Raw genomic sequence first — 23,120 nt, forward strand, 5'->3', positions numbered from 1 at the left:
GTCGGGACGCCCGCGCGGCGGCACATCCCCCAACCGATCACGCGTTACGAAAGCGCTCCGCCACCCACAGCGCGATCCTGGTCCGCGACCGCAGCCCGAGCTTGTCCCTGATCCGGTTGAGGTGCGCGGCGACCGTACCGCCGGACACCCGCAGCCGCTTCGCGATCTCGGGGTTGGTCAGCCCTTCCGCGACGAGCCTGGCCACCTCCGCCTCGCGTGGCGTCAGCGGATGTTCGACCGCTCGGGTTTCCTTGTCCCGCAACAGAAACGCGGTCAACCGGGCACCGTGAAGCGACTCGCCCGCCGCGATCGCCGACCGTGCGGCGGTCGCTGTCAGCCGATCCTGTGCGAGCGCGAGGCTGGCGTCCAGCTTTTCCTGCCACGGCCCCTCCGCCGGGATGTCGAGGCGGTCGCGGATCGAGGCGGCGGCAGCGCCGAGGGTCAGCGCCCGCGTCAGGTCGCCCCGCCGCACCGCGACGAACGCCAGCCCCTCGATGGTGGGCGCCATGTGCGAGCTGTCGATCGGCACGACGTCCAGCGCCTCCACGAAGAACCGCTCCGAACCGTCCACATCGGACAGTTCGAGCCGGAGTGCGCCCGCCGTCTGCAACGCGGCGGCGAGCTGGGCCGGTGAGCCGTGTTCCCGAAGCACGGGCAAGCACTTCGCCAGCATCTCCTCCGCTCCGACCACGTCGCCGACGCGGAACAACGCCCACGCGACGGTGTACTCGCAGAACGCCGTCTCGGCCACGCGCCCCAACGGACGCACCAGTTCCAGGCATTCGCGGTACACCGCGACCGCGGCCGGACCTTCGTCGCACACCAGCAGAGCGAGCGCGAGCGTGTCCAACGCGTCGACGAGCGCAATCGGGTCCTCGCGCCCGCGCTGAGCCTCAACCGCTTGCCGAGCAAGGGAAAGCCCCACTGATCGATCCAGCTGGAAGCACGCGAAGCGCGCGGCCATCGCCAGCGCCATCCCCCGGTACTCCGACACCGGCACCCGATCCAGGGTCGCCGCCAGCAGTTCCCGCGCCGGAGCCGGGAGTTCGCGCTGCTGCCACACGCTGGCCAGCGCCATCGCGAGCAGCACGTGCCGGTCGTCGCGGTCGCCTGCCGTGTGTTCGACCGCCGCGATCAGGTTCTCGTGTTCGTCGCGCACACCCTCCGCGAGGGAGTCCCCGAAGAACAGCGGACCCACCGGCGATCCGGCCAGCCCCGCCAGCCACGAGGCGGCCCGATCCCGCGTCGCCGCCAGCTCTCCGGACTCCGCGAGCCGCTCCGCCGCGTACACCCGGATCGGGTTGAGCTGCCGGAACCGGTCGCCGTTGCGCACTATCAACGACTTCGCCTCAAGCGCGCAGACCAGTCGGCGCACGGTGGCCGAGTCCTCGCCGCACACCGCGATCGCCCCGCTCATGTCGAAGCCGCCCAGCAGCACCGAAAGCCTGCGGAACACCGCTCGCTCGGCGGGTTCGAGCACGCGATGGCTCCACTCGATCGCCGCGGCCAGCTCGCGGTGCCGTGGCGGCGCGGTACGGCTGCCATCGGTGAGCAGGGCGAGCTGATCGTCAAGCCCGGCAAGGATTTCCGGCAGCGACAGCGCTCCTGCCCGGCGCGCGGCCAGCTCGATCGCCAACGGCAGGCCGTCCAACCTGCGGCACACCTCGGCGAGGACCCCGGCGGGTTCCGGCACGAAGGCGGGGTCACTGCCGCGGGCGCGCTCGACGAACAGCCGCGCCGCGTCGGAGCGCAGCACCAGCGCCAGGTCGTCCTCGACCTCAGGCACGGAGAGCTGGCCGAGCCGGAAGACCACCTCGCCCGGGACGCGGAGCGCCTCGCGGCTCGTCGCGAGCACCCGCAGACCGGGACAGCGCCGCAGCAGCCACTCGACGAGCGAGGCGCACGAGTCGATCACGTGCTCGCAGTTGTCCAGCAGCAGCAACACTTCCCGCTCGCGCAGCTCGGCGAGCAGGGCTTCGCGCAGATCCGTCTCGGCGCGTTCACGCATCCCGAGCGCGGCCGCGAGCGCCTGCGGCACCAACTCGCCCCGGCCGACGGAGTCCAGCTCGGCCAGCCGCGCCCCGCGCAGACCGTGCACCACCTCCGTCGCCAACCGCGTCTTGCCGACGCCGCCCGGCCCGACGACGGTGACCAGGCGAGCGGAGCGCAGCAGCGAGCGCACGCGCGGCAGCTCCAGCTCACGGCCGACGAACCCGTCGAGAGCCCGCGGCAGCGGTTCACCGGCGGGCGCCTTGGGCGATCGGCGGCGGAACGCGCGCTGACGGCACGCGCCGGAGCAGTACTTCGTCGGCCGCCCCACGCCACCGTCCACCAGCGCGGTCCCGCAGACCGCACACACCCGCATGGCACCGACCCTGCCCAGCGCGCTGTTTGTCCGACGTGAAGGGCGGGTGAAAAAGTGAATGGCCCTTGGGTCTTGCTTGTGCGCGCAACGATGGCGACAGTTGTCCCATCGCATTCAAGGCTTCAATGGAATGCGGCCAGGCCGGAGCGAGAAATTCGGCGGACCCCTGCTGTCCGCCGATTCCTCCCTGCTTCGCTCCGGCCTGCCAGAAAAAGGAGCACCACTTTGTCACGCTCATCGAAAGTTTTGGTGACGGCACTGGCCGCCGGTCTCCTCGGGTTCTCCGGCACCGCCGTGGCGAGCCCCTCGAACTCCTACGACCGGGGAATGCTGGACGCGCTGTCGAGCAGCCTCGGGATCAGCCCCGGTGCCGCGGCCGCGCGGCTGGACAGCGAGGGCGTCCAGCAGCAGCGCCTCACCGAGCTGCGCGGCTCCGGTGCGGCGGTGGACGGCGCGTTCTTCGTGAACGGCCAGCTCATCGTCAACGCCGCGGACAAGGCCACCTCGGCCAAGGCCAAGGCGAAGGGCCTCGCGGCCCGCACCGGAGCCCGCGGCGCCGCCGCGCTGGAGCGCGTCTCCGCCGACCTGGACCGCGCCGCCAGCGCGCACCGCCCGGACGGCGTGAACTCGTGGGCCGTCGACCTGGCCGCCGACGCGGTCGTCGTGACGATCCAGGAGGGCCGCCGCTCGGCCGCCACCGAGAAGTTCCTGGCAGCGGCGGCCAAGCACGGCACCGCGGTGCGCGTGGAGACCACCACCGAGCGCCTGGCTCCGACCGCGGACGTGTACCCGGGCAGCAAGATGACCTTCAGCGCCGCGGGTGGCGGCTGGTGTTCGGTGGGCTTCGGCGCCACCAACACCTCCGGCCAGCGCTTCCTGGTCACCGCGGGGCACTGCGTTGAGGGGCTGCCCGACCTCTACCTGGGCAGCACGCACTTCGGCAAGGCCACCCACACGCGCTTCGGCCTCGGCAAGGACAGCGTGGACATGGGCATCGCCCGGATCGACGCCGAGGACCGGATCATGACCTCGGTCGGCACGTGGGGTGCGGCCGGGACCGTGGCGGTGCGCGGCGCGAACCGGGCCGCGGTGGGCTCGACGATCTGCAAGTCCGGCGCCACCACCGGCTGGACCTGCGGAAACATCAAGTCCTACAACGTCACGGTCACCTACACCGACCCCAACGGCGGCCCGCAGACCGTCGTGCGCGGGCTCGGCAGCTCCTCGGTCTGCACCGCGGGCGGTGACTCCGGTGGCGCCTACATCTCCGGCCACCAGGCGCAGGGCATGACCTCGGGCGGACCGATGGGTCAGACCTGCACGTTCAACGGCGGCACCATCGCTGGGAAGTCCTCGTACTTCCAGCCGCTCAGCGACGCGCTGAGCTACTACGGACTGTCCGTGCAGACGGCGAGCTAGAAAGCCCGTCTGTTCGAACGAAACGGCCGTGCGTCCTTTCGGGGGCGCGCGGCCGTTACCATTCCCAGGTGATTCCGTGCACTCCGGGGACGCAATCGCTGTGCAGCGAGTGCACCATTCCCGAGCGGCCTATCAGCAACTCGTTGCGCACGTGGTCCGGAGTCTGCGCATTGTGCCTGCTGAACTCGAATACCCGGCGCGGAACCGCCGTGGGGTCGAAATGGACCTGGAGCAGGTACTCGCGGACGGGGTAGCGGGCCCGGCGGTCCGAGGACAGGGCGATCGCGCCGCCCTCCGGGAAGTCGATCTCGTACTCCACCACCGCGGTCTCACCGCGGTCGAGCATCCGGTCGAAGAGGATCTCGAAGACCAGGAAGCCGGACTCGTCGTCGGACCACACCCGGCCCAGTTCGCCGTACCGCACGGTGATCACCGAGGGGATCTGCTGGTCCGGGTCGTCGCCTCGGAAGATCGCCACCACGCGGTCGATGCCGTCGCGCTCGGCGCGCAGCACCTGGCTGGTCACCACGCGGCGCTCGGTCCGGTCGGCGCCGATCCAGTACTGGTCCTTGATGGTCAGCCCGGTGACGTGTTCGTTGAGCCGGTCGCTGGCCTCGTCGAGGACCCGCTCCAGCGCCCAGTGGTCGGTCCACAGCCGGTCGAAGGTCAGCGGGCGCGGCGACCCGGCCTGCCAGCGGCCCCGCGGACGACGCGGGCCGAGCAGGTTGAGCAGCGAGTTCGGCGGCAGCCGCAGCACCTCTTCGAGCAGCTCGACCGCCTTCAGCGATTCGATCCGCTCGGGGCGGCTGCGCCCGCGCTGCCAGTAGCTCAGGGTGGCCAGGCTGACCCGGACGCCGCGGGTCAGGAGGCGGGACTGCACGCGTTCCAGCGCGAGGCCGCTGCGGCGGATCGCGACGCGCAGCGCCTCGGAGAACGGGCCGGTGCGCAGCGCGGCCAGCAGTTCGGGATCGTCGATCTCGGCGATGGAGCGCGTGTCCGCACGCCCAGCGACCGGGGTGACCGAGTCGAGGGTCATGGCTCCTCCCAGCCCGGCGGCGTCGCACGGCCGTCCAGGTGGGGAACTAGTTAACCTTGCCAACACACCGGAAACCAGTCCCGAACGCCTGGCAAACCTTTTCCAATATCCCCGTGACCAGCGACAATGCCGCCGCACGCCTGCGCCAACTGTGAAAATCACTGAAACAGACCCCGGCGTTCGGGGGTGGCGCTTCGGCCGTCCGCGTGGGCGCCGCGGGCACCGGCGCCCACGCGGGCGGCGTCAGACGGGGATGACCGTCGGGACGATCATCGGGCGGCGGCGGTAGGTGTCGGCGACCCAGCGGCCGACCACCCGGCGCACGGCCTGGGCGATGCGGTGCGAGTCGGTGATGTTCTCCGCCTCGGTGCGCGCCAGCTCCATCTCCACCAGCGGCACCACCTGGTCCAGCGCCTTCGGGTCGTCGGAGAACCCGCGCCCGGAGATCGTCGGCGGGGCCACCGCGCGCCCGGTCGCGGCCTCGATGGCGATGGTGATCGAGATGAACCCGCCCTCGCCGAGCACCAGCCGGTCGGACAGCGTGGACTCGCCCACGTCGCCCACGGAGAGCCCGTCCACGTACACGTGCCCGACCTCGACCCGCCCGGTGATGGTGGCCTGGCCGTCGACCAGGTCCACGACGACGCCGTCCTCGGCGATCACCACGCGCTCCGGGGCCACGCCGGTGAGGATGGCCAGCTCGGCGTTGGCCCGCAGGTGGCGCCACTCGCCGTGCACCGGCATCACGTTGCTCGGCCGCACCGCGTTGTAGAGGTAGAGCAGCTCGCCCGCGGAGGCGTGCCCGGAGACGTGCACCTTCGCGTTGCCCTGGTGCACCACGTTCGCGCCGAGCCGGACCAGCCCGTTGACCACGCCGAACACCGCGTTCTCGTTGCCCGGGATCAGCGAGCTGGCCAGCACCACGGTGTCCCCGGCGCGGATGCTGATCTGCCGGTGCTCGCCGCGCGCCATCCTGGACAGCGCCGACAGCGGCTCGCCCTGGGACCCGGTGGAGACGAACATGACCTTGTCCTCGGGCATGGCCATGGCCTCGTTGAGGTCCACCAGCAGCCCGTCCGGCACGTTGAGCAGGCCCAGCTCGGACGCGATGCCCATGTTGCGGACCATCGAGCGGCCGACGAAGGCGACCCGGCGACCGTGGTTCACCGCCACGTCGAGCACCTGCTGCACGCGGTGCACGTGGCTGGCGAAGCACGCGACGATCACCCGCTGGGTGGCCTTGCGGATCACGTTGTCCAGCACCGGGCCGATCTCGCGCTCCGGCGTGACGAACCCGGGCACCTCGGCGTTGGTGGAGTCGACCAGGAACAGGTCAACGCCCTCGTCGCCCAGCCGCGCGAAGCCCGCGAGGTCGGTCAGCCGCCCGTCCAGCGGCAGCTGGTCCAGCTTGATGTCACCGGTGTGCAGCACCACCCCGGCCGCGGTCTTGATCGCCACCGCCACCGCGTCCGGGATGGAGTGGTTCACGGCGAAGAACTCGCAGTCGAACTGGCCGATCGCGTGGTGCTCGCCCTCCTTGACCTCGACCAGGCGCGGGGTCTGCCGGTGCTCCTTGCACTTGGCCGCCACCAGCGCCAGCGTCAGCCGGGAACCGTAGACCGGCAGGTCCGGCCGCAGCTTGAGCAGGAACGGCACCGCGCCGATGTGGTCCTCGTGCCCGTGGGTGAGCACCAGGCCGACGATGTCGTGCAGGCGCTGCTCCAGCGCGCGGAAGTCCGGCAGGATCAGGTCGACGCCCGGCTGCATGTCCTCCGGGAACAGCACGCCGCAGTCGACGATCATCATCTCGCCGGCGTGCTCGAAGACCGTCATGTTCCGGCCGACCTCGCCGATGCCGCCGAGCGCGACGACCCGGAGGCCGCCTTCCGGCAGCTTCGGGGGCGGGATGGGCGCGGTGGAACTGTGCATCTGCACGCGACTGGCAGCGGTCGGCGAAGTCACTGAGCGACCGCCTCCTCGGCGAGGTCGAGGCCGGCGGAGCGCAGGTCGGCGGCGAGGGCGTCGCGCTCGGCGGCGGTGGCGGGCGGGATGGGCAGTCTGGGTTCCCCGACGGGGAGGCCGCGCAGGCGCAGCGCTGTCTTGCTGAAGATCACACCCCCCAGTCTGCCGAACGCCGCGTAAACCGGCAGCAGGTCCCGGTTGATCTGGCGCGCCGCGGTGACGTCGCCGCGCTCGTGGGCGTCCAGCATCTCGCGCAGCCGCCCCGCGACCACGTGCCCGACGACGCTGACGACGCCGACCCCGCCCAGGGAGAACCACGGCAGGTTGATCATGTCGTCACCGGAGTAGAACGCCAGGTCGGTGCGGCTCATCACCTGGGTGCTCGCGTACAGGTCGCCCTTGGCGTCCTTCACCGCGACGATGTTCGGGTGCTCCGCGAGGCCGCAGAGCGTCTCCACTTCGATCGGCACCGCTGTTCGCCCGGGGATGTCGTAGAGCATCACCGGCAGCGACGTGGCGTCGGCAACCGCCGAAAAGTGCGCGAACAGCCCGGTCTGCGCGGGCCGCGAGTAGTAGGGGGAGACCACCAGCAGCCCGTGCGCGCCCGCCTTCTCCATGGCGATGGCCTGCTGCACGCTGTGCGCGGTGTCGTTGGTGCCCGCGCCCGCGAGGATTCCGGCCTTGCCGCCGACCGCGTCGACCACCGCGCGGACCAGGTCCGCCTTCTCAGCGTCGGAGGTCGTCGGGCTCTCCCCGGTGGTGCCGTTGAGCACCAGCCCGTCGCAGCCCGACTCGATGAGGTGTACGGCGAGCTTCTGCGCCGCGTCCAGGTCCAGTTTCCCGGTCTCGGTGAACGGGGTGACCATGGCGGTGAGCACCCGTCCGAACGGGCGGCCTGGGGTTGCGGTGGGGCATCCGGTCATGGCATGACGCTACCGCGCGACCTGCCTGGTCCACGCGGTGCGACCCCCTCGTGACCACGCTCTCCAGGGCCCCGCGCAATGCCTTCCGCCAAACGCCGCCGAGCCCCGCTTTTTCTCCGCCGCACCACGTGCTCCGCGCGCTGACTTTCCGTGTGAGCTACCCCGCGGCGGCCGAGGGGTTCGCCGGTCTTCAAGTACCCCCGACCCCCGCCCCCGAGGTCTCAAACCACGACCAACCCCCGGGTGGCGACGCTCCAGCGCGAGGTCCGGGCCTCGGGTCAGATGCCCCGGCTGAGTCCGTTGACCACCGCGATGGCCCGCTGCTCGCCCTCGAACTCCACCCGCACCGCGTCGCGGCCGAAAGCGTGCAGCAGCAGCTCGCCCGGCTCGCCGGTCAGCGTCACCGTGCTCGGCCCGCGCTTCGCCGTGATCGCCGCGCCGTCCGGGCGCCGCAGCTCCACGCCCACCGGGCTGCGGCGGTAGTTCAACCGCGCCACCTTCTTGACGTTGCGCCACACCGCTTCGTCGCGGTTCGTGTCGGCCTGGCGCGGCTCCCACCCCGGGCCGCCGCGGCGGACATCTTCGTGGTGCACGAAGAACTCCGTGCCGTTGGCCGCCTCGTCGACGCCCGGCAGGGAGAAGGGTGACAGGGTCGGCGGGCCCGTGCGGACCAGCTCGACCAGCTCGCGCCAGGGCTTCGCGGCGTAACCCCGCTGCACGCGCTCGGTGTAGCCCGCCAGCGGGCCGATGAGAATCCCGGCCGCGGCGTCCGGCCTGCGCTCCCTGACCACGAGGTGCGCGGCGAGGTCCCTCGTCAGCCAGCCCCCGCAGAGCGTCGGCGCGTCCGGCCCGACCTCCTCGAACAGCTCGGACAGTGCACTTCGCTCATCCCGCGCGAGACCCATGCACCCACCCTAAGCGCCCCCGGGGGTTCGCCGGTCTTCAAGCACACCCAACCCCCACCACCGGGAGTACGTACCCAATGTGGCATTTGTTTCGTCAGACGTAACGAAAGCCACATTGGGTACGCAAGCGTTCGGGGTTGGGGGCGGTTAGCGATCGTTGGCGGAGGGGTTCGTGGGACTTGAAGACCGGCCAACTTCGGCGTGCACACGATGGCCCGCGTTCTCCAAGGCGGTTATCGCGCGGTGGAGGTGCTCCTCGCGGACCATGAGGTGGTCGGTGTCGTAGGTGGACAACGCGAACAGCGGGACCCCGGCCTCGGCGAGCGGAGTGGACAGCGCGGCCATGATCCCGGTCAGCGCGAAGTCGAACGGGCCTCGCGCGGTGAGCAGCCGCCAGCCGCCCTCTGCCTCGTCAGCGGGCGGGGCGACCGCGGTCGGGCACACCACGGACAGTTCGTCCGGCGTTCTGGTGACCGACACGAACCCTTGTGCGGCAAGGACTTCCACCGGCGCGGGGGCGTCGGCGGCGAGCCGGAGAACGCTGTAGGGCTCCGACCGCAGATCCAGCTCCACAGCGTTCACCGTGTGGCTCAGCCCTCGGCGACCAGCGGGCTGGAGGCGACCTCGGTGCCGTCCGGCAGCGAGGAGATCTCGAAGTCGCTGAACACGTTCTCCGCGGCCTTCTGCAGGTGCCGCAGGCATTCCACGGCGAGCGCGCGGATCTCCACGTCGGCGTGCTCGGTGGCGCGCATCGCGATGAAGTGCCGCCAGGCCCGGTAGTTGCCGGTCACCACGATGCGGGTCTCGGTGGCGTTGGGCAGGATCGCGCGGGCGGCCTGGCGAGCCTGCTTGCGGCGCAGGGTCGCGTTCGAGACGTCGGCGAACTTCTTCTCCAGCCCGGCGAGCAGCTCGTTGTACGCCGCCACGCTGGCCTCGGCCGCCTTGGCGAACATCTCGTGCAGCTCGGGGTCGTCGGCGATGACGTCCGGCTCGACCATGGCCGCGTCCGACTCGGGCACGTAGCGCTGCGACAGCTGCGAGTACGAGAAGTGCCGGTGCCGGATCAGCTCGTGGGTGAGCGAGCGGGACATGCCGGTCAGGTAGAAGCTCACCGACCCGTGCTCCAGCACGGAGAGGTGACCCACCTCCAGGATGTGCCGCAGGTACCCGGCGTTGGTCGCGGTCCTGGGGTTGGGCTTGCGCCAGGACTGGTAGCACGCCCGCCCGGCGAACTCCGCCAGCGCCTGGCCGCCGTCGGCGTCGGTGGACCAGGGCACCTCGGCGGGCGGGAAGAACTCCGTCTTGGCGATGAGTTGCACCTTCGGGGACACCGTCTGCGCCATGCCTTGCCCTTTGTTCGCCGCGATTCTGCCGTCGTCAACCCTAAGCCAGAGGATTCGATCTCCAATCGTGGCGTCACCGCTTCCTTGACTGACGTCACAAGTGACGCCATAGTGACGTCATGGACCTCACGCCCTACATCGCCGCACTTCGCGAGGATCTCGCCACCGCGGCGTCGGCCGGGGACGAGCAGACCAGGCGGACCGCGGCCGTGCTCTCCGCCGCGCTGGAGCCCGCGGCCCGGCTCGCCATCATGAACGCGCTGTCCGACCTCGCCGCCCAGGTCACCGCCGCCCAGGACGAGCACGTCGTCGAGGTCCGGCTGCGCGGCCGCGACGTCGAGGTGGTGACCAGCCCGGTCCACGCCCCGCGCCCGAGGCCCGAGCCCAAGGCCACCCCGGAGCCCGAGCCCTCGGCGGAGGCCGAGGAGGAACCGGAGGAGCCGAAGGACGAGACACCGCTGAAATCCGCCTTCGACGACGCCACCGGCAACATCAGCCGGGTCACCCTACGGATGGTCGACGAGATCAAGTCCAAGGCCGAGAAGGCCGCCGCGTCGCAGGGCGTGTCGCTGAACAGCTGGATGGGCTACGCGGTGCGCAGCGCGCTGCAGAACCGGGCCAACAACCAGCAGAAGGCCCGGCGCGAGCAGGAACAGCCGGAGACCGGCGAACGCATCCGCGGCTGGGTTCGTGGCTGAGGCCAGGGGGAGAGACGAGATGAACGAGTCCACCACCAGCACCGAGCACGGCGTCGTCCGCCAGCACGAGTTCGTCACCAACCGGCCCGCCGAGGTCGAGGTGCACGTCAACGCGGGCCGGGTCGACGTCGAGCTGGTCGGCGACCACGGCGCCTCGGTGACCGTGCGCCGCCTGACCGAGGGCGGGGACACCCTGGTCAACGGCCTGTCCGGGCTCTTCAACTGGGTCAACTCGCAGTTCGTCGGCGGCGAGCAGGACGCGCCGACCGACGAGGCGGTGAAGCAGACCCGGGTCGAGCAGACCGGCAACCGGCTCGTGGTGCGCGGCCCGCAGGGCATGCCGCTGCGAGTGGTGCCGCTGTCCATCGTGGTGCGCGTGCCCAGGGGCTCCCACGTGAACGTCACCACCGGCTCCGCCGCCGTGAACCTGACCGGCGCGACCGGCGCCGCCGCCGGGCGGATCGACCTGACCACCTCCAGCGGTGACGTCACCGTGGACCGCACCGACGGCAGCACCAACGTCCAGACCGGCACCGGCACCGTCCGCCTCGGCCCCGTGCACGGCACGCTCCGGGCGAAGAGCGGCAACGGCGCGCTGGAGATCTCCGCCGTCCACGGCCCCAGCAAGCTCGTCACCACCGGCGGCGACGTGTGGCTCGGCGCGGTGCAGCACGACGTCGAGGTCCGCACCGGCAGCGGCGACCTCACCGTGGCCGACGCCGCTTCCGGCCGCGTCCACCTCGCCAGCGGCTCCGGCTCGCTCCGAATCGGTGTGCGCCAAGGCATCGTGGCCGAGCTCGACCTGCTGTCGGTCTCCGGCGAGGCACGCAGCGAGCTGCCCGTGTTCGAGGAACGCCAGTCCGGCTGGGACAACCCCGCGCTGCGCATCGAGGGCCGCACCGCCTCCGGCAACGTCCTCGTCACCACCTCGGTCAGCTAGCGCCATCTCGCTCGTTCCCTCGAACACCACCCCGGCTGCATATTGGCGTTCACCCGACTAACCGGCGACGACGCCACCGAGGGGCGTCCTCAGCCGTTGGCACGTGCTGAAATGCGTGGCGTGCGTCGAACGGACCCGCTCACGCAGCGGCAGGTAGAGGTCCTGCAATGGATCGCTGATGGTTGCCAGGACGGCGTCATGGGCGACCACACCCACAAGCTGACCGCCCGGGCGCTGGAGGGTCGGCGGCTTGTGAAGATCAGCAAGGGAAAGGGGACGTGGTCGGCGACGGTAACCACGGCTGGGAGGTACTACCTCGATCACGGGTCGTTCCCGTCACGTCTCGATGCGGCGAACTCAAAACCTCGTCGCCAGCCAGTTGACCGCAGTTCTGCTCCTCGCACCCGCATAGGGACCAACCCTCGTGAGGCGGCGCCCGCCTCAGCTCCGCGAGCGGGCAAGCCGCGAAAGCTCTCGCCGACAGAGCAGCTCGTGGCGGACGTCGTCGCGGCCGGAGGTTCGTTGCGGGAACCGAGAGACACCAGGAGCAAGGGGTGGCGCGGGGTAGACCAGCTCGTTCGAAATGCGAACCGGCATGGAAAGACACCGCCTGGCAAGCGTTTGGCGCACGACGTCGTCCGCGAGGGTTCGCACTGGTCCGCGCCGTCATTTGACTTGTTCACCCTGGAAGACGGTCCAGCGGGCATGGACGCCCAGCTCATGCCGGTGCTAGTTCCGGATGAGGTCAAGCGTTACCACCCGGCTGTGTCCGCGCTGCGGAAAGCCAAGCTTCTCGAGCTTGGATCGACCGTCCTACCCCGCGCAGTGCGCATCTTGCATGCGATCGCTACCGAAGCCGAACAGCGCGGCTTCTCAGTCAAGGAACATCTGTCAAAGACCACCGGCCGTCAAACCGGAGCGTCGAAAACATGGCACTTGCTCCTCACCAGCGGACACGAGACTGTGCCGCTGCGCATCGAAGAGGAGACCGACCGGGTCGAACACGTCCCGACTCCCCACGAACGCAAGGAACAGCAACGTCATTCGTGGATGCGTATCCCCACGCATGACCATGTAGCCAGCGGCCGACTGCGGATCGAGATCGGCGGCCAGTCACAGCTGGACCGCAAGGCCAATTGGGCCGACAGGGCTTCCTGGAGCCTGGAGGAGAAGCTGCCAGAACTGCTGCGAGAGATCAGCGTGCGTGCTGATGAACTACGACTGCGCCGCGAGGCGAAGGCGCGGGCGGAGGTGGAGCATCAGCAGGCGGTTGAACGCGAGCAGGAACGGGCTCGTGCCCGCGCTGCCGAGGCGCACCGCAGGGAGGTCTTGGAACAGCAGCTCACCAGTTGGCGAGCCGCCAAGGAGCTTCGGACCTACGCGGTGGCGGTCGCGGCCGGGATTGCGGCTGCTGATGCGGCCGACCAGGAATCCAGCGAGGCGATCGGACAAGCGCGTCAATGGTTGGCCTGGATCAACAACCGAGCCGACCACCTGGACCCGACCAAGAGGCTTGCCGTCTGGCTGGAGCCTCCCGAGTTGCCGTACTACGAGCTGCAGAAGTTCATGAATCGCGTTCCGGAGACAGTCGAGATGCGCTACCAGCCGGAGCAGTACTGAACTGAACTCGACCCGATAATCCACAGTGGACGGTCAGATCGCCTTGCGCAGCTCCTTCGCCAGGTCACCGCGAGCGCCGATCCAGACGCCGGACAAGCCCAGCCACTCGGCCATCTCGCGTAGTTGCCCGGCGAGCTCGGCGACGACGCGCGGGCGGTCCACGTCGGGCTCGGAGAAGGCGCCCTGGACGCGCAGCACGCCATCGGCCCGGTCGGCCTTGAGGTCGACGCGCGCCACCAACTCCTCGTCGAGCAGGAACGGGAACACGTAGTAGCCGAACTTCCGCAGCTCGGCCGGGACGTAGATCTCGATGCGGTAGTGGAAGCCGAACAGCCGCTCGGTGCGCGCCCGCTCCCAGATCAGCGGGTCGAACGGGCACAACAGCGCGCGGCCGCGGACCCGCCTGGGCATCTTGGCGTCCACGTGCCGGTAGGCGAGGTTGCGCCAGCCCTCGACCTGGACCGGTTCGAGGACGCCGTCCTCGATGAGCTCGGCGATGGCCTGCCTGCACGGCTGCACGCCCAGCCGGTAGTAGTCGCGCAGGTCGGTCTCGGTCGCGACGCCGTGCGAGATCGCGGAGCGCTCCACCAGGCGCCGCGCGGCCTCGGTGAGATCGGGCTCGGGCAGTGTGTGAATCTCTTGCGGCACAACGCGTTCGGTCAGGTCGTAGAGCCTTTCGAAGCCGCGCCGCGCCCCGGTGGTCAGCTCGCCGACCGCGAACAGGTACTCACACGCGATCTTGGTGTTGCTGCGGTTCCACCACCCGCCCTTGCCGAGCTTGCCGGGCCCGCCCAGCTCCCGTTCCAGGGTGCCCGCGCCGATCGGCCCCAGCTCCTTGATCGCCGCCAGCACGTCGGAGATCAGCTCGGGCTCGCTGTGCGCGGCCTTCCAGTGCTTGCCCTTCAACGACTCGTACCGCCGCATCCGCCAGCGGAACAGCGGCCAGTCGGCCACCGGCAGCAGGCTGGCCTCGTGCGCCCAGTACTCCACGAACAGCCGGGGCCTGCGCGCGGAGTGCGACCACGCCGCGTCGTCGAGCAGCTCCATCGGATAGGGCCCCACCCGCGCGAACACCGGCGCGTAGTGGGCGCGCACGGCCACGTTCACCGAGTCCAGCTGGAGCAGGCCGGTGCGGTCGAGCACGCGCTGGAGGTGCCGTCTGGTGGGCGGGCCCGCGGGCCGGGCGTCGGTGAACCCCTGCGCGGCCAGCGCCGCCCGCCTGGTCGCCGCCAACGAGAGTGTCTGCACGACCGGGATAGTGGCATCACCCACTGACAGTCCCCTCGACCGGCGAGGACTCCGTGATCACCGCCCGCCGCGACCGGCGCTCCGCTCGCACCACCAGCACGACCGCGACCAGCACCAACGCGCCGCCCGCGAGCTGGACGAGGTCGAAGTGCTCCCTCGCCAGCAGCACGCCGAGCACCACCGCGATCACCGGGTTGACGTACGCGTAGGTGGCCACGGTGGACACCGGCAGCTTGCGGAGCGAGTACACGTACGAGCTGAACGCCAACACCGAACCGAACACCACCAGGTAGCCCCACGCGATCCAGGACGACGCGGTGATCGCGCCGAGATCGATCCGCTCCCCCGAGACGAGCCCGGCCACGCTCAGCACCGAGCCACCCACCACCATCTGCACGGCCGAGAGGGTGAAGGGGTTGGCGGGCACGGGGAGCTTGGTCGTGGCGAACGACCCCGTCGCCCAGAACATCGCGGCCAGCAGCACCAGCCACGGCCCCCACCACGCCGAGCCGTGGGTGCCCGCGGACGTCGAACCGCCGAGCAGCAGCACCGCGAGCCCGGCCAGCCCGAGGGCGATCCCGGCGAAGGTGATCAACGGCGGCCGCTCACCGCTGATCCGGCGCAGCACCACCACGTACAGCGGCACGCAGGCGACCAGCAGCGCGGCCAGCCCGGACGCCACCTGGAACTGGGCGATGACGACGATTCCGTTGCCCAGGGCGGGAAGCAGCAGTCCGCCGAGCGCGGCGGTGCCCAGCTCCCGCGCCGACATCCGCAGCGCGGAACGGCCGGAGACGACGAGGACGACGACCGCGAGCAGCAGACCGGCCAGCAGGAACCGCAGCCCGGCGGACAGCAGCGGCGGCATGGAGGTGATCGTGAAGCGGATACCGAGGTAGGTCGAACCCCACACCAGGTAGACCACGCCGAGCGCGGCCCAGGGGAGCCAGCCGGGGCTGCGGTGTGCGGTGGAGTCGGCGGAGGACCCTGTCGAAGAAGCGGCTGAGGTCGTCACACGCCAACGTTCGCACGCACCTCCGACAAAAATCTGGCGGTTTCCCGCCATGCAGGACATCGACAAGATCAATATTTTGTGTCGCGCCCGCAACGACGGGAGAAAAGACCACCCACATTTCCCTCAGCGCGAGAAACGCCCACTCAGGAAAGGCGGGAGGCACCGCGCTGACGGGGTAGGACCCCGGCGAGCGCCACCTCGGCCGCCACGGCCTCGGCCAGGCGCTTGGCCAGCCACTCCTGCGAGGTGTCGCGCATGCCGCGGAGGAGGTCGTCCGTTGTCGGCTCGGAGCCCGGATCCACCTGGCGCATCACTGTTTCCCCACTCCCACGCCTCGGTCGAGGCGAACAGCCCATTCTCGGACCCGCACCCGGGAGATCGGCATTCCCAGGACGAGTGACGCGAGCATCACTTTCCGCGACAACGACGAACGAAGCGGGACGAATGGCGGAGCGCGCTGTGCGAATGCAGCACTACTCATGAGGAAAGTTGCGGCGAACGGAGCTGACTCGTAAAGCCGATCTTTCCCCAGACTACTGATATCTCCACCTTCGAAACCGCACCCCTGCGCGGTTTCTTCCCCCTGCAAGGAGATCATCATGCGCTTCACAAGCATGCGGCTGGCCACCCTCAGCGTGGGTTTCGCCGCCGCGGTGTCCACCGTGCTCGCCCCAGCGGCGACGGCGGCCCCGGCCCCCGACGACGCGCAGACGCAGATCGTCGGCGGCGGGTTCGTCTCCTCCGCGAAGCCGTGGATCAGCGCCCTGCACCGCAACGGCGGCTTCACCTGCACGTCCTCGATCATCGCGCGCCGGTGGGTGCTCACCGCCGCGCACTGCGTCACCGCCGCGGGCACCTACACCGTGCGCGTGGGCTCGCTGACCCGCAGCAGCGGCGGCCAGACCGCCACGGTCGCCCGCAAGGTCATCCACCCCAGCTACAGCTGGCCGAGCGCGGACATCGCGCTCCTGCAGCTGGACCGCGACGTCGTGGTGTCGCAGTACTCCGTGCTGGCCTCCGCCGCCGATCTCGCGGACAACAAGGCCGCGCAGGTCCTCGGCTGGGGCTCGGAGAAGGCGGACTGGAGCGGCCCGCTGCCGGAGCGGCTCAAGTACGCCGACGGCCGGATCAGCAGCGTCGACTGCGCGCAGAGCAACGCGACGCCCCGCGCGATCTGCACCCAGACCAACGGCAGCATCGCGGGCGGTGACTCCGGCGGCCCGGTGACCGTGCGCAACGCTGCCGGGAACACCGTGCAGGCGGGCGTCTGCGCGATCGGCCACCGCCCGGCGGGCAGCGGCTGGGCGGGCTACACCAACGTCACGCTGTTCCGTAACTGGATCCACACCACCTCAGGCGTCTGAGCGGTCGCGGAGCACGGCGCCCGCCGTGCTCCGCACCCTCGCGGGTAGGTTCTCCCAGGCACCTTCCCGCGATTCCCCACGGAGCTCCCCCGATGGCCCTCGCCGCCGTTCGCCCGGCGACACTCGACGACGTCGCCGAGATCGCCCGCATCCAGCTCGACACCTGGCGGCTGGCCTACGCCGCCCTGCTGCCCGCGGACCTGCTCGCCGAACTGGACTCCGAGAGCGCTGAAACCGTGTGGCGCCAAGCGATCGAGGACGGCCCGGGGCTGGTCTTCGTGGCCACCGAGGGCGAGTGGACCGTGGGCTTCTGCGCGATCCTGCCCGCCCCGGAGGACGAGGTGGCGGCGGCGGACGGAGCGCTGCCCGAGGACGCGCTGCACGTCGTCCAGGTCGGCACCTTGCTCGTCGAGCCCAGGTGGGGCCGTCGCGGGCACGGCGGGCGCCTGCTGGCCACCGCCACCGCCGCCTACCGCGAGAAGGGCGGAGTGCGCGGTGTGGCCTGGGTTCCCCAGGAGGACAAGGCTTCGCTGAACTTCTACCGGGCGGCGGGGTGGGACACCGACGGCACGGTGCGCACCCTCGACGCGGGCGGGCGCCCCCTGCGCGAGTACCGGCTGACCGGCTCCCTGGAGCTCGAACTACGGGATTGAGTCATCCGTTGGGGTGCTAGCCTCCACAGTCGGCTTTTTGCTATGGGGGTACCGCAGTTGCTGGGTTGGTTGAGCGCGAGCCTCGGCATGGCGGTGTTGTCCTCGGTGATCCCGCCCGTGCTGATCGAGCCGTGGGTGCTGGCCGTCGCCCTGACGCAGCCTGAGGTGCCGTGGTGGGCGCTCGCGCTGGTGGTCGCGGTCGGCTCGGTCGCGGGCAAGCTCGTCTACTTCTACGCGGGCAAGGGAATGCTGCGGTTGCCCTCGTTCCTGCGTCGCAAGCAACAGAACGCCGAGCACGTGCAGGGGCGCTGGGGCGGTTACATGGAGCGCTTCGCCATCGAGTGCGAGAAGCGACCCGTGTGGACCTACGGCGTGCTGTTGCTGTCGTCCTCGACCAGCCTGCCGCCGTACTTCGCGGTCGCGGTGGTCGCCGGAGTGGCCAACGTGTCGCTGACGAACTTCATCTCCGCGTGCCTGATCGGCCGCTTCGCCCGGTTCGCCGCCCTCGCCGCGATGCCTTCGGTGTTCAGCGTGTGGCTCACCTGAGCTGGAGCTCGATCGCTTTCCGCATCGCCTCACGGCCCCGCTTGCGATCCCCGGCCAGGTCGTAAGCCTGCGCCACCTTGAACCACGCGCGCCAGTCCTCCGGAGCCTCGTCCAGCTCCTGCTTGCGCTCGGCGAAGTAGGCGTCCGCCGCGTCCCACTCCACCCGGCCAGAGGGACGGCGCGGCAGCCCTGACGTGTCGGGGAACTCCCCGTCGGCGTCCAACAACCGCGCCAACCGCTCGGTCTGCGCGCCGAACCGCCACTCGAAGACGATCAGGATCACGCCGAGCACGGGCAGCACCAGGATCGCCGCGCCGAGGAGCACCCCGACCACGGTGCCGGACGCGATGAGGTCGATGCCCCGCCCGGCGAGCAGCACGAAGTAGACCGCGAGAGCCACGGTCAGCACGACGGCCATCCGCCGGGCGGTGAACATCAAAGGCCCAATGTCGATTCGAGTCCCAGGGTCAACCCGGGCCGCTTCACGACCTCACGCACGCCGAGCAGCACGCCGGGCATGAACGAGCTTCGGTGCAACGAATCGTGCCGGATGGTCAGCGTCTCGCCGGTGCCACCGAACAGAACCTCTTGGTGCGCAACCAAACCAGCCAACCGCAGCGAGTGCACGCGGATACCGTCCACGTCCGCACCGCGCGCGCCGTCCAAGGACTCCGTCGTGGCGTCCGGCGCGTACTTCTCCAGCCCGGCCGCCGCGCGAGCGTCAGCGATCAGGCGCGCCGTGCGAGCCGCGGTGCCCGAGGGCGCGTCGACCTTGCGCTCGTGGTGCAGCTCAACGATTTCCACCGACTCGTAGAACTCGGCGGCCTTCTCGGCGAACTTCATCGCCAGCACGGCGCCGATCGCGAAGTTCGCCGCGATCAGCACACCCAGCTCTGGTCGCTGCGAGAGCCAGCCGCGGATCTGCTCCAGCCGCTGGTCGGTGAAGCCACTGGTGCCGACGACCACGTGGATGCCGTTCTCCACGCAGTACTGGATGTTGTCCATCACGACGGCGGGCTGCGTGAAGTCGACGGCGACCTCGGCCCCCGCCTCGGACAGCGCGGACAGCTCCTCGCCCGCGTCGATGGCGGCCACCAGGACCATGTCCTCGGCGCCCTCCACCGCACGGCACACCTCGGCGCCCATCCGCCCCCGCGCTCCGAGCACACCGACGCGTGTGGGGGCCTTGCCGTCCGTCATGCGATCACCTCGTGCACCTCGCTCGGCAACTCCTCGGCAGAAGCGTACGACCCGACAACGGCCGCGCTGACCGGGCGGCTCAGCAGGTCCTTGGCCAGCGACCGCACGTCCTCCGGGGTGACCGCGTTGATCCGCGCCAGGGTCTGCTCCACGCTGAGGTGGTCGGCGTAGTTCAGCTCGCCCTTGCCGATCCGCGACATCCGCGAGCCGGTGTCTTCCAGCCCCAGCACGAGGTTCCCGCGCAGCTGTCCCTTGCCGCGCGCCACTTCCGCGTCCATCAGGCCGTTGTCGGCCACCTCGCCCAGCACCTCGCGCACGACCCCGGCGACCTCACCGAGGCGCTCCGGCTGGCACCCCGCGTACACCGACAGCATGCCGGTGTCGGCGTAGGAGGAGATCGACGAGTAGACCGAGTACGCCAGCCCGCGCCGCTCCCGGACCTCCTGGAACAGCCGCGAACTCATGCCTCCGCCGAGCGCCGCGTTGAGCACGCCCAGCGCGAACCGCCGCTCGTCGTGCCGGTCCAGCGCGGGCACACCGAGCATCAGGTGCGCCTGCTCGGACTCGTCGTGCTGGAGCACCAACCGGCTCCCACTGCGCAGGTCCGCCGAACCGGTGCGCGGCGCGATCGGCGTGTGCCGCTCGTCGGCGCGCTCGCCCAGGGCGGCCTCGACCAGCGCCAGCACCTCGGCGTGGTCCACGTTGCCCGCGGCGGCCAGCACCATCCTCGGCAGGGTGTAGCGCTTCTTGTAGAAGTTGAAGAGCGCGTCGCGGCTCATCCCGGTGATCGACTCGTCGGTGCCGAGCACCGGCAGGCCGAGCGGGTGCCCGCCGAGCATCGCCGCGCAGAACGCCTCGTGCAGCAGGTCCTCGGGATCGTCGTCGCGCATGGCGATCTCTTCGAGCACGACGCTGCGCTCGGTCTCCATGTCCGCGTCGGCGCACACGGCCTCGAACACCACGTCGGAGACCAGGTCCACCGCGAGCGGCAGGTCGGCGTCCAGCGTGTGCGCGTAGTAGCAGGTGTGCTCCTTGGCGGTGAACGCGTTCAGCTCACCGCCGACCGCGTCGATCTCCTCGGCGATCTGCGCCGCGGTGCGCCGCCGCGTTCCCTTGAACAGCAGGTGTTCCAGGTAGTGCGCGGCCCCGGCGACCTCGGGTTCCTCGTCGCGGGACCCGACGCCGACCCAGATGCCCACCGACGCCGAGCGCACGCCCGGCAGCTGCTCGGTGATCACCCGCAGGCCGCACGGCAGCACCGTCCTGCGCACCGCGCAGTCCTCGGAGCTGCGTTCCAGAACCTCGGTCACGCCGCTGTTCCCGTTGGCACTGTTCGCGTTCAGGGTCGGACTCCTCCGCTACGCCGCAGGGGGCGCTTTGTGAGCGCCCCCTGCGGAGTGGATTGCGTTGTACTACAACGACAACCGCTAGTTCGCGGCCACCTCGGCCGGAACCTCGGCGTCGGACTTGTCGGCCGTCTCGGTGTTCTCGGTGTTCTCTTCGGACACCAGCACCAGGCTGATCTTGCCGCGGTTGTCGATGTCGGCGATCTCCACGCGGAGCTTGTCACCGACCGAGACGACGTCCTCGACCTTGGCGATGCGCTTGCCGGCGCCCAGCTTGGAGATGTGCACCAGGCCGTCCTTGCCCGGCAGCAGCGAGACGAACGCGCCGAAGGCGGCCGTCTTCACCACGGTGCCGAGGAAGCGCTCCCCGACCTTGGGCAGCTGCGGGTTGGCGATCGCGTTGATCATGTCGATCGCGGCGTCGGCCGAGGGGCCATCCGCGGCGCCGACGTAGATCGTGCCGTCGTCCTCGATGGAGATGTCGGCACCGGTCTGCTCGGTGATCGAGTTGATCATCTTGCCCTTCGGGCCGATCACCTCGCCGATCTTGTCGACCGGGATCTTCACCGCGGTGACGCGCGGCGCGAACGGGCTCATGTCGTCCGGCGCGTCGATGGCCTCCTGCATGACCTCCAGGATGGTCAGCCGGGCGTCCTGCGCCTGGCTGAGCGCCTTGGCCAGCACGTCCGACGGGATGCCGTCGAGCTTGGTGTCCAGCTGGAGGGCGGTGATGAACTCCCTGGTGCCCGCGACCTTGAAGTCCATGTCGCCGAAGGCGTCCTCGGCACCGAGGATGTCGGTCAGCGCGACGTAGCGGGTCTCGCCGTCGACCTGGTCGGAGACCAGACCCATCGCGATGCCCGCGACCGGCGCCTTCAGCGGCACACCGGCGTTGAGCAGCGACATCGTCGAGGCGCAGACCGAGCCCATCGAGGTGGAGCCGTTGGAGCTCAGCGCCTCGGAGACCTGGCGGATGGTGTAGGGGAACTCCTCGCGCGAGGGCAGCACCGGCGCCAGGGCCCGCTCGGCCAGCGCGCCGTGGCCGATCTCGCGGCGCTTGGGCGAGCCCACGCGGCCGGTCTCACCGGTGGAGTACGGCGGGAAGTTGTAGTGGTGCATGTAGCGCTTGCGCGTCTCCGGCGTCAGCGCGTCGATCTGCTGCTCCATGCGCAGCATGTTCAGCGTGGTGACACCCAGGATCTGGGTCTCGCCGCGCTCGAACAGCGCCGAGCCGTGCGCCCTGGGGATCAGCGCGACCTCGGCGGAGAGGCTGCGGATGTCGGTGGTGCTGCGGCCGTCGATGCGGATCTGGTCGCGCAGCACCCGCTCGCGGACCAGCTTCTTGTTCAGCGAGCGGAAGGCGGCGGCGACCTCCTTCTCCCGGCCCTCGAAGGCGGAGCCCTCGGTGACCACGCGCTCCAGGGCGGCGGCCTTGACCTCGTCGAGGCGGGACTCGCGCTCCTGCTTGCCCGCGATGGTCAGCGCCTGGGCCAGCTCGTCGGCGACGGCGGCGGAGACGGCCTCGTAGGCGTCCGGCTGGTAGGCCGGGAACACCGGGAACTCGCGGGTCTCCTTGGCGGCGACCTGCGCCAGCTGGGCCTGGGCCTCGCACAGCACCTTGATGAAGGGCTTGGCGGCCTCGAGACCGGCGGCGACGATCTCCTCGGTCGGGGCCTTGGCGCCCTCGGCGACCAGGGTGGTGACCTGCTCGGTGGCCTCGGCCTCGACCATCATGATCGCGACGTCGTCACCGACGACCCGACCGGCGACGACCATGTCGAAGACGGCGCTCTCGAGCTGCTCGTAGGTCGGGAAGGCGACCCACTGGCCCTCGATCAGCGCGACGCGGACGCCGCCGACCGGACCGGAGAACGGCAGCCCGGCGAGCTGGGTGGACGCGGACGCGGCGTTGATCGCCACCACGTCGTAGAGGTCCTTGGGGTCCAGGCTCATCACGGTGATGACGACCTGGATCTCGTTGCGCAGGCCGTCGACGAAGGACGGGCGCAGCGGGCGGTCGACCAGGCGGCAGGTCAGGATCGCCTCGGTGGAGGGACGGCCCTCGCGGCGGAAGAACGAGCCGGGGATGCGGCCCGCGGCGTACATCCGCTCCTCGACGTCGATGGTCAGCGGGAAGAAGTCGAAGTGGTCCTTCGGCTGCTTCGACGCGGTGGTCGCGGAGAGCAGCATGGTCTCGTCGTCCAGGTAGGCGACGACGCTGCCCGCGGCCTGACGGGCCAGCCGGCCGGTCTCGAAACGCACCGTCCGGGTTCCGAAGCGGCCGTTGTCGATGACGGCGCTCGCCTCGTGCACTGCAAGTTCGGTCACAAATGCTCCTTGTTTGCGGGCCGCCGCGTCGACGTCACGGGTGTGCGGTCCGAACAAGGCCGGTCTTCGATCGAAGTCCCCGGCTGATTCCGGAGACCACTACCGAGGACCGGCGAACGTGCGTCCCGCGAGTGCGGTGGCGACTAGGCCCTGGTTTTGGTTTGTACTGCTGGTTCTTCTGGTGCTGCGTTGTTCTGTGCTGAGGGGGA

At 70.3% G+C, this 23,120-nt stretch carries 22 protein-coding genes; 7 read left to right on the forward strand and 15 right to left on the reverse strand.

Going from position 1 to position 23,120, the window contains the following annotated elements; all coding sequences use genetic code 11:
• Positions 1 to 37: 37 nt before the first annotated feature.
• Positions 38 to 2,365: an ATP-binding protein gene (locus tag NLX83_RS00935; protein WP_254232951.1), complete on the reverse strand. Its 2,328-nt coding sequence runs from the start codon at positions 2,363 to 2,365 to the stop codon at positions 38 to 40.
• Positions 2,366 to 2,614: 249 nt separating this feature from the next.
• Between NLX83_RS00935 and NLX83_RS00940 the strand changes: the two genes are divergently transcribed.
• Positions 2,615 to 3,784 (forward strand): S1 family peptidase, encoded by a 1,170-nt coding sequence (locus tag NLX83_RS00940; protein WP_254232952.1) that lies wholly within the window; start codon positions 2,615 to 2,617, stop codon positions 3,782 to 3,784.
• A gap of 55 nt (positions 3,785 to 3,839) precedes the next feature.
• On the opposite strand, the gene NLX83_RS00945 is transcribed toward NLX83_RS00940, so the two are convergent.
• The 6 genes from NLX83_RS00945 to thyX form a co-directional block, all read right to left on the reverse strand.
• Positions 3,840 to 4,820 carry a hypothetical protein gene (locus NLX83_RS00945; protein WP_254232953.1) on the reverse strand — a complete coding sequence of 327 codons (981 nt, stop codon included), beginning with the start codon at positions 4,818 to 4,820 and terminating at the stop codon, positions 3,840 to 3,842.
• Positions 4,821 to 5,063: 243 nt separating this feature from the next.
• Complete coding sequence (locus NLX83_RS00950; RefSeq protein WP_254236034.1) at positions 5,064 to 6,749, reverse strand: ribonuclease J; 1,686 nt, start codon at positions 6,747 to 6,749, stop codon at positions 5,064 to 5,066.
• Positions 6,750 to 6,778: 29 nt separating this feature from the next.
• Positions 6,779 to 7,705 carry a 4-hydroxy-tetrahydrodipicolinate synthase gene (gene dapA / locus NLX83_RS00955; protein WP_254232954.1) on the reverse strand — a complete coding sequence of 309 codons (927 nt, stop codon included), beginning with the start codon at positions 7,703 to 7,705 and terminating at the stop codon, positions 6,779 to 6,781.
• A gap of 278 nt (positions 7,706 to 7,983) precedes the next feature.
• Complete coding sequence (locus NLX83_RS00960) at positions 7,984 to 8,610, reverse strand: TIGR03085 family metal-binding protein (RefSeq protein ID WP_254232955.1); 627 nt, start codon at positions 8,608 to 8,610, stop codon at positions 7,984 to 7,986.
• 147 nt (positions 8,611 to 8,757) lie between these two features.
• Positions 8,758 to 9,183, reverse strand: coding sequence for an ACT domain-containing protein (locus NLX83_RS00965; RefSeq protein WP_441296803.1), 426 nt, complete (start codon positions 9,181 to 9,183; stop codon positions 8,758 to 8,760).
• A 17-nt stretch (positions 9,184 to 9,200) separates the two neighbouring features.
• Positions 9,201 to 9,953, reverse strand: a complete 753-nt coding sequence (thyX, locus tag NLX83_RS00970) for an FAD-dependent thymidylate synthase (RefSeq protein WP_254232957.1) — start codon at positions 9,951 to 9,953, stop codon at positions 9,201 to 9,203.
• A 119-nt stretch (positions 9,954 to 10,072) separates the two neighbouring features.
• Here thyX and NLX83_RS00975 point away from each other — a divergent pair, with 119 nt between their 5' ends.
• Complete coding sequence (locus NLX83_RS00975) at positions 10,073 to 10,651, forward strand: toxin-antitoxin system HicB family antitoxin (protein WP_254232958.1); 579 nt, start codon at positions 10,073 to 10,075, stop codon at positions 10,649 to 10,651.
• A gap of 19 nt (positions 10,652 to 10,670) precedes the next feature.
• On the forward strand, positions 10,671 to 11,591 hold the full coding sequence (locus NLX83_RS00980; RefSeq protein ID WP_254232959.1) for a DUF4097 family beta strand repeat-containing protein: 921 nt from the start codon (positions 10,671 to 10,673) through the stop codon (positions 11,589 to 11,591).
• A gap of 57 nt (positions 11,592 to 11,648) precedes the next feature.
• On the opposite strand, the gene NLX83_RS00985 is transcribed toward NLX83_RS00980, so the two are convergent.
• Positions 11,649 to 11,801, reverse strand: coding sequence for a hypothetical protein (locus NLX83_RS00985; protein ID WP_254232960.1), 153 nt, complete (start codon positions 11,799 to 11,801; stop codon positions 11,649 to 11,651).
• Positions 11,802 to 12,296: 495 nt separating this feature from the next.
• Here NLX83_RS00985 and NLX83_RS00990 point away from each other — a divergent pair, with 495 nt between their 5' ends.
• Positions 12,297 to 13,211 carry a hypothetical protein gene (locus NLX83_RS00990; protein ID WP_254232961.1) on the forward strand — a complete coding sequence of 305 codons (915 nt, stop codon included), beginning with the start codon at positions 12,297 to 12,299 and terminating at the stop codon, positions 13,209 to 13,211.
• A gap of 33 nt (positions 13,212 to 13,244) precedes the next feature.
• Here NLX83_RS00990 and NLX83_RS00995 read toward each other — a convergent pair whose 3' ends face one another.
• The 3 genes from NLX83_RS00995 to NLX83_RS01005 all read right to left on the reverse strand — a co-directional run bounded on the left by NLX83_RS00995 (position 13,245) and on the right by NLX83_RS01005 (position 15,785).
• Positions 13,245 to 14,459 (reverse strand): winged helix-turn-helix domain-containing protein, encoded by a 1,215-nt coding sequence (locus NLX83_RS00995; RefSeq protein ID WP_254232962.1) that lies wholly within the window; start codon positions 14,457 to 14,459, stop codon positions 13,245 to 13,247.
• A gap of 16 nt (positions 14,460 to 14,475) precedes the next feature.
• Complete coding sequence (locus NLX83_RS01000; protein WP_254232963.1) at positions 14,476 to 15,474, reverse strand: EamA family transporter; 999 nt, start codon at positions 15,472 to 15,474, stop codon at positions 14,476 to 14,478.
• A 143-nt stretch (positions 15,475 to 15,617) separates the two neighbouring features.
• On the reverse strand, positions 15,618 to 15,785 hold the full coding sequence (locus NLX83_RS01005; protein ID WP_254232964.1) for a hypothetical protein: 168 nt from the start codon (positions 15,783 to 15,785) through the stop codon (positions 15,618 to 15,620).
• A gap of 288 nt (positions 15,786 to 16,073) precedes the next feature.
• Here NLX83_RS01005 and NLX83_RS01010 point away from each other — a divergent pair, with 288 nt between their 5' ends.
• The 3 genes from NLX83_RS01010 (at position 16,074) to NLX83_RS01020 (ending at position 18,037) form a co-directional block, all read left to right on the forward strand.
• Complete coding sequence (locus NLX83_RS01010) at positions 16,074 to 16,838, forward strand: S1 family peptidase (protein ID WP_254232965.1); 765 nt, start codon at positions 16,074 to 16,076, stop codon at positions 16,836 to 16,838.
• Between the two features lie 92 nt (positions 16,839 to 16,930).
• Complete coding sequence (locus NLX83_RS01015; protein ID WP_254232966.1) at positions 16,931 to 17,491, forward strand: GNAT family N-acetyltransferase; 561 nt, start codon at positions 16,931 to 16,933, stop codon at positions 17,489 to 17,491.
• Between the two features lie 42 nt (positions 17,492 to 17,533).
• Positions 17,534 to 18,037, forward strand: coding sequence for a VTT domain-containing protein (locus tag NLX83_RS01020; RefSeq protein ID WP_254232967.1), 504 nt, complete (start codon positions 17,534 to 17,536; stop codon positions 18,035 to 18,037).
• On the opposite strand, the gene NLX83_RS01025 is transcribed toward NLX83_RS01020, so the two are convergent.
• The 4 genes from NLX83_RS01025 to NLX83_RS01040 all read right to left on the reverse strand — a co-directional run bounded on the left by NLX83_RS01025 (position 18,030) and on the right by NLX83_RS01040 (position 22,911).
• Positions 18,030 to 18,473: a hypothetical protein gene (locus tag NLX83_RS01025; RefSeq protein WP_254232968.1), complete on the reverse strand. Its 444-nt coding sequence runs from the start codon at positions 18,471 to 18,473 to the stop codon at positions 18,030 to 18,032. The two genes, NLX83_RS01020 and NLX83_RS01025, sit on opposite strands and share 8 nt — an antisense overlap.
• The gene (gene dapB / locus NLX83_RS01030; protein ID WP_254232969.1) at positions 18,473 to 19,237 is read right to left on the reverse strand and encodes a 4-hydroxy-tetrahydrodipicolinate reductase; all 765 of its coding nucleotides are present in this window, start codon (positions 19,235 to 19,237) and stop codon (positions 18,473 to 18,475) included. Before dapB ends, NLX83_RS01025 begins: the two co-directional genes overlap by 1 nt.
• On the reverse strand, positions 19,234 to 20,580 hold the full coding sequence (locus tag NLX83_RS01035; protein WP_374118752.1) for a M16 family metallopeptidase: 1,347 nt from the start codon (positions 20,578 to 20,580) through the stop codon (positions 19,234 to 19,236). The genes dapB and NLX83_RS01035 overlap by 4 nt, the downstream gene beginning before the upstream one ends.
• A gap of 84 nt (positions 20,581 to 20,664) precedes the next feature.
• Entirely contained in the window at positions 20,665 to 22,911 is a 2,247-nt protein-coding gene (locus tag NLX83_RS01040; RefSeq protein WP_254232971.1) for a polyribonucleotide nucleotidyltransferase, read from the reverse strand.
• Positions 22,912 to 23,120 lie beyond the last annotated feature (209 nt).

This window comes from Allokutzneria sp. A3M-2-11 16, from assembly GCF_024213555.1.
GTDB lineage: Bacteria > Actinomycetota > Actinomycetes > Mycobacteriales > Pseudonocardiaceae > Allokutzneria.

Bases quoted from the DNA above. Each gene is read 5' to 3' on its own strand.
- dapA (WP_254232954.1), bottom strand. From the start codon at position 7,705: ATGACCGGATGCCCCACCGCAACCCCAGGCCGCCCGTTCGGACGGGTG.
- NLX83_RS01005 (WP_254232964.1), bottom strand. From the start codon at position 15,785: ATGCGCCAGGTGGATCCGGGCTCCGAGCCGACAACGGACGACCTCCTC.
- NLX83_RS00975 (WP_254232958.1), top strand. From the start codon at position 10,073: ATGGACCTCACGCCCTACATCGCCGCACTTCGCGAGGATCTCGCCACC.
- dapB (WP_254232969.1), bottom strand. From the start codon at position 19,237: ATGACGGACGGCAAGGCCCCCACACGCGTCGGTGTGCTCGGAGCGCGG.
- NLX83_RS00960 (WP_254232955.1), bottom strand. From the start codon at position 8,610: ATGGGTCTCGCGCGGGATGAGCGAAGTGCACTGTCCGAGCTGTTCGAG.
- thyX (WP_254232957.1), bottom strand. From the start codon at position 9,953: ATGGCGCAGACGGTGTCCCCGAAGGTGCAACTCATCGCCAAGACGGAG.
- NLX83_RS00950 (WP_254236034.1), bottom strand. From the start codon at position 6,749: ATGCACAGTTCCACCGCGCCCATCCCGCCCCCGAAGCTGCCGGAAGGC.
- NLX83_RS01025 (WP_254232968.1), bottom strand. From the start codon at position 18,473: ATGTTCACCGCCCGGCGGATGGCCGTCGTGCTGACCGTGGCTCTCGCG.
- NLX83_RS00990 (WP_254232961.1), top strand. From the start codon at position 12,297: ATGGACGCCCAGCTCATGCCGGTGCTAGTTCCGGATGAGGTCAAGCGT.
- NLX83_RS00945 (WP_254232953.1), bottom strand. From the start codon at position 4,820: ATGACCCTCGACTCGGTCACCCCGGTCGCTGGGCGTGCGGACACGCGC.
- NLX83_RS01015 (WP_254232966.1), top strand. From the start codon at position 16,931: ATGGCCCTCGCCGCCGTTCGCCCGGCGACACTCGACGACGTCGCCGAG.
- NLX83_RS00935 (WP_254232951.1), bottom strand. From the start codon at position 2,365: ATGCGGGTGTGTGCGGTCTGCGGGACCGCGCTGGTGGACGGTGGCGTG.
- NLX83_RS01020 (WP_254232967.1), top strand. From the start codon at position 17,534: ATGGGGGTACCGCAGTTGCTGGGTTGGTTGAGCGCGAGCCTCGGCATG.
- NLX83_RS01010 (WP_254232965.1), top strand. From the start codon at position 16,074: ATGCGCTTCACAAGCATGCGGCTGGCCACCCTCAGCGTGGGTTTCGCC.
- NLX83_RS00980 (WP_254232959.1), top strand. From the start codon at position 10,671: ATGAACGAGTCCACCACCAGCACCGAGCACGGCGTCGTCCGCCAGCAC.